Here is a 7,924-nt window from a genome sequence, read left to right as displayed (position 1 = left end):
CACCGCGAGCGCCTCCGCAGCCTCCCGCACACACCCCACCAACACCCACGACGCCCGACCATCGCTCTGCGACTGGGCGCCGGTATGCGCCCGGGCGGCACCCCGCCGATCCCGCTCGCCATCTCGCTCATCCCGGTCACCGGCATCCGCTCGGTCACTGGGATCCGCTGGGTCACCGGCATCCGCTCGGTGGGCGGTATCTCTCTGGTCACCGGTAGCGGTAGAGCGGCCCCGTACGCCGTCCCGCTCTCGATGACCCAGGGGCCGGTCATACGGCTGACGGTCGTTGTTGCAGGGGTCACGGTCTCGCAGACCGTCGTTGTGTGGCTCGCGGTCGCTTGGCTCCCCGTTACCTGGCTCCCCGTTACCCGGCTCCGCCTTACGTGGCTCCGCCTTACGTGGGTTCTCGTTATTTGGGTTGCGGTCATGCAGGGATGGAACTCGGGGGATCGGAGGACGTAGGGCCCAGTCAGGCCGGCCCTGGGCGTGCTGGTCCCGGTCGTGAGGGCTGAGATCGCGTGGGTCCGCCAGCGGAGGGAAGTCGTGTGCGGCGGAACCGTCGGTGGACCAGTCGGAGGAGCGCGCCGCCACCGCCGCCCACCACTCAGGGCCGAGCACACTCCCGTCCGCCGAACTCCGGCGCGGATGGGGCTGCGGTCGGTCGAGCCTGGAGACATCCGCCATCCGCAACCTCCCCAACGGTTAATTCGAAATCTTGTACGAATGTTTTCACATTCTCAAGGCCCTCGCAACCCAATTCCCGCCACTGATTGATGCGTGAAATGACGCATAAATCCCGATGCGAAATTCGATTAAGGGCTAATTAGTGGCATTTAGTGGGAACTGCGTCCAAGGACCAGGGGGGTCATGGTCAGGGGCGAAGAAGGTGCTGCCTGTGTGACGATCGCCAGTACTACCGGCTCCAACCTCACTCATGGCTTTCAGGTGTCACGCTACTTGGAGCCCATCTCGGCTGCGGGTGTGCCGGACTTATGCCCCATTCGTCATAGCTTCGCGGCTTCCGAGCGCGGACCCGGATACCGTTTGAGCGGACACGATGCCGTTTACGTGGAGTCCTGAGCAGGGGAAAGTCGCCCTGGAGTAAGTTGTGACCTTGCTCCGCGGCGGGCATGGCGCGATACATGCGGACTGGACGATCATCACCCGGGTGCATCGCCCGGATCATCCAGTACGTGCGTGAACCGCGGATCAGACAGGCCTTACCCAGACTGAGGGGCGCGACCCTAGAAGCATTGGAGACACGGCTGGGTTCGCCTGTATAAGGTAGCGGGCGAATTCCCTGAATTGTTGCGGTACGTGACTTCAGAACCTCACCGGCCGGTGCAGGTGTTCAGTCCGTACGAGTGCTGTGCAGACGGTGCCTCGAAGGGGGAGTTCCGCCTCGGATCCGGTGGATGGCTCTTACTGCTTCACCTCGGTTACGGGCTGACTTCAGCCAGGCCGGGAGGCGTGCCACCATGCTCATCGAGCCGGGTGGGAAGCCTCGCTCGCGGTGCCGCGCGATGACGTAGTCCTCCAGCAGATCCAGATGGCGCAGGCCGTACGCCCAGAGAAGGTGCCCGCCCGCGCAGCGGGTTTGGAGCCACAGGGGGAGGCCGAAGTACGGATCACGAGCGTCGGTGTGGCCGGTGATCCTGTTTCCCGACCAATCGCGGGTCAGCCCGCACGCTGGACAGACCAGGCGGTGAGGGGCCAAGGCGCGACGGTACGACGACGGCTCGGCGGCATGGGCGTCGTACCTGGGGTGGACGGCGACCACGGCACAACCCTGGCAGCCCGGGCACCGGACGAGGATCTCCTCATGCAGAAAACCGGTCCAGGTGCTACCCGGATCACGGAAGCGGTCGCCCGCTGACCCGGATCGCTCTTTCGCTGCGACAAATCGCTCGTCCACTGATCGGGATCGGAAGCGCGCTGATCCAGGTGGGGCGTTCACTGATCGGGGCCGCACGCCCGTTGATCCAGATGGCTTGCGCACCGATCCGGCTAGCTTGTCGGGTGATCCGGATGGCTCGCGCACCGATCTGGATCGCTCGTCCGCTGGTCCGGATGGCTTGTTCACTGATCCAGGTTATGGGTCGACTTCGGGAAAAGCTCGTGTATCGCATGCGCCGGACCGCTCAGGTGCCGGGCCAGGCGAAGCGGTGGGTGTGGATGCCGAAGTAGGTGAAGGACTCGGCGCGGGTGACGCCGGGGACGCGCTTGATGTGGTCGTTGAGGATGGCGAGGAGCTCGGCGGGCTCCTTGCACACGACCTCCACGAACATGTCGAACGAGCCCGACGTGAGCACGACGTAGATCACGCCGGTCAACTCGCTGATGCGGTCGGCGACGGTGTGCACGTCGCTGTCGACGCGCACACCGATCAGCGCCATGACGGGCAGGCCGAGCGCCATCGGGTCGGTGACCCCCACGATCTGGACGACGTTCTCGTCCCGCAGTCGCTGCACCCTCTGCCGTACGGCGGGGGCCGAGAGCCCGGTGACCTCGGCCAGCGCGGCGTAGGAGATCCGGCCGTCCCGCTGCAACTCGTGCAGCAGGACCCGGTCGATCTCGTCGAGGCTCACCGGCCCACCATCCGGTCGGTCCGGGCCGAGGTCAGGGACGCGCCGTGTGATCGATCTCGGATCATCCGATCAGCTCGGCGACGGCCGCCGCGAAGACCTCGTGGTGCCGGTCCACGTCGGCCTCGGTGGTGGCCGGGGACATCAGCGCCATGTTGTGGAACGGGGTGAGCAGCACGCCGCGGTTGGCCAGGTAGACGTGCAGGTAGTCGTCCAGATCGGGGTCGCCGGCCGCGTTGGACTCCCCGCCGTCGCGCGGAGCGGGGTCGCTGAAGCGGTACTCCGCCCTCGCCCCGAGCTGGGTGACCGACCAGGGCAGCGCGTGCTCGTCGATGACCGCCTGCACGCCCTTGGTGAAGCGGGTCGCCAGCTCGGTCATGCCGGTGAACGCGTCGTCGGTCAGCACGTGTTCGAGCGTGGCGCGCATGGCCGCGACCGACAGCGCGTTGCCGGCGAGCGTGCCGCCGACGCCTCCCATGTCGACAAGGTCGAGGCCGCTCATCGCTTCGAGGCGGGTGGCCACCTCGGCGGACAGCCCGTACCCGCCGCTGGGGATGCCGCCGCCGATGGCCTTGCCGATCGTCACGATGTCGGGGTCGAGCCCCCACGCCCGCGTGCAGCCACCCGGGCCGGCGGAGAACGTGTGCGTCTCGTCGTTGATGAGCAGCGTGCCGTACCGCCGGGTCAGTTCCCGGACCCCGTCGAGGTAGCCGGGTTCGGGGAGGACGATGCCGATGTTGGTGAGGGCCGGCTCCATCAGGACGGCGGCGACGTCGCCGTACGCCAGCTCGCGCTCCAGGGACGGCAGATCGTTGAACTCCACGACCCGGGAAGTGGTGGTCGGGTCGACGGGAGCGCCGACGTTGCCCTCGCGGGAGACCTGCTCGCCATCCGGGCCGACCACGAGGAGGACCTCGTCCACACTGCCGTGGTAGCAGTAGCTGTTGACCAGGATCTTGGGCCGCCCGGTCAGCGCCCGCGCCAGCCGGATGGCCCAGCGGTTGGCGTCGGTGGCGGTCAGCGAGAAGCTCCAGTACGGCACGCCGAAGCGCCTGGCCAGCTCGGCCCCGACCCAGGACGCGTCCTCGGTGGGCATCATCACGGTCGCGCCGCCCCGCACGGCGAAGCGCTCGGCGACCGCGTCCACGGTGGCCTGCGGCGAGTGCCCCGCCATGGCGCCGGTGTCGCCCAGGCAGAGATCGACGTACTCGTGGCCGTCCACGTCGGTGACCCGGGCGCCCCGGGCTTCCGCCAGGTAGAGCGGGAATCCGGCGGCGGTCTTGTTCATCCACGTCATCGGCACGCCGCCGAACAGGTGAGCTCGTGCCTGCTCGTACGCGGACGCCGAGCGGGGGTTGCGGTCACGGAACGCGCGGCGCTCGCGGTCGAGCAGGCCGGCCAGATGAGTACGGTCGATCATCGCCACTACCTCAGAAAGCGTTGCGTACTTCCGTCTTTGTGACGGAATCCAAAGTAAAAGTACACCAGAACCACGGATCCGTGGCAGAGCGGACATTGACGCGAGGTCGGTCGAGTTCCGGCGCGTCACCCGGGCAGGGTGCGCAGGGTGTGGCGTAGGCCCTCGATCATCGCCCGCAGGCCGACGTCGAAGGAAAGGTCGGCGGGAGGGCGCCCGCGTGCGGCGGCGGTGGTGTCGCGGGCCCGTACGGTCGCGGCGAAGGCGGGCACCTCCGCCGCGAGCGGGCCGGAGTCGAACATGTCGGGCGGGGCGACCACGTCCAGGGCGGACCCGAGGATGAACGACTCGACCGCGACCATGACCGGGATGACCATCTCGCGCGGCCAGCCGCCGCGCTCCAGCCCGGTGACGACCTGCTCGTACATGCGAAGCGTCCGCAGGGCGCCGAAGACCGGCAGCGTCGCCAGCAGCGAGATGGCGGGCGGGTGTGCGGCGAAGGCCGCACGATAGCCGTGGGCCCACCGCGCCATCGCCTCGTCCCACGGCAGTTCGGCGAACATCGAGGCGTCGATCGAGTCGGAGACCAGCTCGCGGACCGCCGCCAGGATGTCGTCCCTGCCGGTGACGTGGTTGTAGAGCGAGGAAGGCCGGACCCCGAGCCGCTGGGCCAGCGCGGCGAGGGAGAACCCCTCGGTCCCGGCGTCGTCGATGAGACCGAGGGCGGCGCGTGCGATGACCTCCCTGCTCAGCACCGGCGTGGCGGGCCGGCCCACGCGCCTTTTCACTTTGCTTCCCCACCTCTTCCGCTTTGCCCCCGGACAACCTATCCTTCCGCACAAAACGAACGACATTCTTTTTGGACGCTGATGACAAGCACGCTATTCCACAACGGCACCGTCTGGACCGGAACCGGCGCTACCGCCGATGCCCTGACCATGCGGGACGGCCTGATCGAGGCCCTCGGGGCGGAGGCTCTCGCGGGGCCCGCCGACCAGATCGTCGATCTGCGCGGTGGCCTCCTGCTGCCGGCCTTCGGCGACGGGCACTGCCATCCCGACCACGCCGGGTTCGAGGCGGCGGGCCCGAGCATCAGGCGCTGCGGCAGCGTGGAGGAGATCGTCGAGGAGGTCCGCCGGTACGCCGCCGAGCATCCCGAAGCCGATTGGATCATCGGTGCCAGCTACGACGCGACCCTGGCGCCCGATGGCATGTTCGACGCCCGCTGGCTGGACGCGGCCGTACCCGACCGGCCGGTTGTGCTGCGCGCCTGGGACTACCACACGGTGTGGTGCAACACCGAGGCCATGAGGCGCGCGGGCGTAAGCGCCGCCACCCCCGACCCGCCGCGCGGGACCTTCGCCCGCCGTTCCGACGGCGAGCCGCTCGGGATGATGTTCGAGTGGGACGCGGTGGACGCGGTGCTCGGCGCCGCCCCCGCACGCACCACCGAGGACCTGGTACGGGCGCTGCGCCTCGCCACCGAGGCCTACGCCGAGGCCGGGGTCACCTGGATCCAGGACGCCTGGGTGGAGCACCGTTCCATCGACGGGTACCTGGAGGCGGCCCGGCGCGGCGTGCTGGCGACCCGGGTCAACCTCGGCCTGCGCGCCGATCCGGCCCGCTGGCGCGACCAGCTCGCCGAGTTCGCCGCCGACAGGGACGCGGTACGCGCGCTGGGCGACGGCCGGCTGACGGCGAACACGGTGAAGTTCTTCGTGGACGGCATCCTGGAGAACCGCACGGCGTCGCTGCTCGCGCCTTACAGCGACGATCCGTGCACCCGGGGCATGCCGATCTGGCCGTACGAGGAGCTGCTGGAGGCCTTCGCCGCCGTCGACGCGATGGGCATGCAGGGGCATCTGCACGCGATCGGCGACGCCGGGGTGCGTACCGCGCTGGACGCGATCGAGCACGTCACCAGGGTCAACGGCCCCCGCGACCGTCGGCCGGTCATCGCCCACGTCCAGGTGCTCCAGGAGTCGGACCTGCCGCGTTTCGCCGAGCTGGGCGTGGTCGCGAACCTCCAGCCGCTGTGGGCGCGCACCGACGCGGCGATGACCGAGCTGACCATTCCCCGGATCGGGGACGAGCGCGCCGGGCGGCAGTACCTCATCGGCTCGCTGCTCGGGGCCGGGGCCCACGTGGCCTTCGGAAGCGACTGGCCGGTGACCGACCACCGCCCCCTGTCCGGGCTGCCGGTCGCGGTGACGCGAGAGAACGCCGAGCGCGAACCGGCCGGCGGCTGGCTGCCTGAGGAGCGCATCACCCTGGACGCCGCCCTGTCCGCGTACACGGCGGGGGTGGCCTACCAGGCCTTCGCCGAGGACGAGCGCGGCGTCCTTGCCCCCGGGAAGGTCGCCGACCTGGTCTGGCTGGACGGCGACGTCCTCCACATGGACCCCCACGACATCGCACGCCGCTCGGCCGTCCTCGGGACGTGGATGGCCGGAACGAGAACCTTCCCCTCTCCCGACAGGAGTCATGACATATGAGCGAGTCCGCCCCCGGCCCTGGACTGAAGCGGGTCCTCGGAGTCCCGGGACTGACGTTGTTCGGGCTGACCTACCTCGCCCCTGTGGCCGTCTTCACCACCTACGGCGCCGTCGCGCAGGTCACCGGGGGGCACCTGCCGGCGGCCTACGTGGTGGCCCTGGTGGTCATGCTGTTCACGGCGTTCAGTTACGGACGGATGGCCAAGGCGTTCCCCACCGCCGGATCGGCCTACACCTACACCCAGCAGACCTTCGGGCGACATGTCGGATTCATGACCGGCTGGACGCTGATGCTGGACTACCTGTTCCTGCCGATGATCAACTTTCTGCTCATCGGGATCTACCTGAACAGCCAGTTCCCCGCCGTGCCTCAGTGGATCTTCACCCTCGGCGCGCTGCTGCTGGTGTTCGCGCTGAACATTCTCGGCATCACCGTGATGAGCCGGGTGAACGCCCTGGTCGTCGGGGTCTCCGTGGTGCTGATCGTGGTCTTCGTCGCGCTGGCGCTGAAGCATCTGGCGGGCCACCCCTCCCCGTCGCCGTTCGCCTCGTTCGCCCCCGGTACGGGCGTGTTCTCCGGCGCGGCGATCCTGGCGCTGAGCTTCCTCGGGTTCGACGCGGTCTCCACCCTGTCGGAGGAGGCGAGGGACCCGCGCCGGAGCATCCCGCGTGCGATCGTCCTCACCACGCTCATCGGCGGTCTGCTGTTCATCGTGGTCGCCTGGATGGGCGGCCTCGTGCACCCTGGCTACGACGACTTCGCCAACCCCGACACGGCGGGCGTGGACATCATGGCCGCGCTGGGCGGCGCCGCCTTCCAGACGATCTTCGTGGGCATCTACGTCATCGGCGCCTTCGGGTCGGCGATGACCACCCAGGCCAGCGTCTCCCGCATCCTGTACTCGATGGGCCGGGACGGCGTGCTGCCGAGGCGCGTGTTCGGCGCGCTGAGCGCCCGGTTCAAGACGCCCGTCTTCGCGGTCGCCGTCGTGTCCGCGGTCTCGCTCGTCGCGCTGTTCATCAGCCTCGGCAACGCGGTGGTGATGATCAACTTCGGTGCCTTGATCGCCTTCTCGATGGTCAACCTGACCGTGGTCAAGCACTACCTGATCGACGGGCGCAGGCGGTCGGCGGGCGACCTGCTCCTGTACGGGGCGCTGCCGCTGGTGGGCTTCGGCCTGACGGTCTGGCTGTGGACCAGCCTGTCGGGCGTGACGTTCACCGTGGGACTCATCTGGATGGCCGTCGGATTCGTCTACCTCCTCGGCCTGACCCGGCTGTTCACGCGCACGCCCCCGGCGATGACCTTCTCCGAGGCCGAGCCCACCGCCGCCTGGCCCCGCCGGGGCAGGCGGGGGGGTGGGGGGCCAGGAGGTGATAGATAGGAAGAGCGGCGTGGAGGGGAAGGGGGTAAGGAGCGAAGGGTT

The 7,924-nt window shown here is 69.0% G+C and carries 5 protein-coding genes; 2 read left to right on the top strand and 3 right to left on the bottom strand.

What is annotated here, in order from left to right; genetic code table 11:
• Positions 1–2,141 precede the first annotated feature (2,141 nt).
• The 3 genes from AB0O34_RS35440 to AB0O34_RS35430 form a co-directional block, all read right to left on the bottom strand.
• A complete protein-coding gene (locus AB0O34_RS35440; RefSeq protein ID WP_363923140.1) occupies positions 2,142–2,588 on the bottom strand; it encodes an Lrp/AsnC family transcriptional regulator in 447 nt (148 codons plus the stop codon).
• A gap of 61 nt (positions 2,589–2,649) precedes the next feature.
• Positions 2,650–4,005, bottom strand: coding sequence for a transaminase (locus AB0O34_RS35435; RefSeq protein ID WP_363923138.1), 1,356 nt, complete (start codon positions 4,003–4,005; stop codon positions 2,650–2,652).
• A 125-nt stretch (positions 4,006–4,130) separates the two neighbouring features.
• Positions 4,131–4,790, bottom strand: coding sequence for a TetR/AcrR family transcriptional regulator C-terminal domain-containing protein (locus AB0O34_RS35430; RefSeq protein WP_363923136.1), 660 nt, complete (start codon positions 4,788–4,790; stop codon positions 4,131–4,133).
• A gap of 81 nt (positions 4,791–4,871) precedes the next feature.
• Between AB0O34_RS35430 and AB0O34_RS35425 the strand changes: the two genes are divergently transcribed.
• Positions 4,872–6,497 (top strand): amidohydrolase, encoded by a 1,626-nt coding sequence (locus tag AB0O34_RS35425; protein ID WP_363923134.1) that lies wholly within the window; start codon positions 4,872–4,874, stop codon positions 6,495–6,497.
• Complete coding sequence (locus AB0O34_RS35420; protein WP_363923132.1) at positions 6,494–7,882, top strand: APC family permease; 1,389 nt, start codon at positions 6,494–6,496, stop codon at positions 7,880–7,882. The genes AB0O34_RS35425 and AB0O34_RS35420 overlap by 4 nt, the downstream gene beginning before the upstream one ends.
• The last annotated feature ends 42 nt before the right edge of the window (positions 7,883–7,924 follow it).

The organism is Sphaerisporangium sp. NPDC088356, from assembly GCF_040685555.1.
GTDB lineage: Bacteria > Actinomycetota > Actinomycetes > Streptosporangiales > Streptosporangiaceae > Sphaerisporangium.
This window is presented reverse-complemented; position numbering and strand designations above follow the sequence as displayed.

Coding starts and splice junctions, on each gene's coding strand:
- AB0O34_RS35425 (WP_363923134.1), top strand. CDS start 4,872: ATGACAAGCACGCTATTCCACAACGGCACCGTCTGGACCGGAACCGGC.
- AB0O34_RS35420 (WP_363923132.1), top strand. CDS start 6,494: ATGAGCGAGTCCGCCCCCGGCCCTGGACTGAAGCGGGTCCTCGGAGTC.
- AB0O34_RS35435 (WP_363923138.1), bottom strand. CDS start 4,005: ATGATCGACCGTACTCATCTGGCCGGCCTGCTCGACCGCGAGCGCCGC.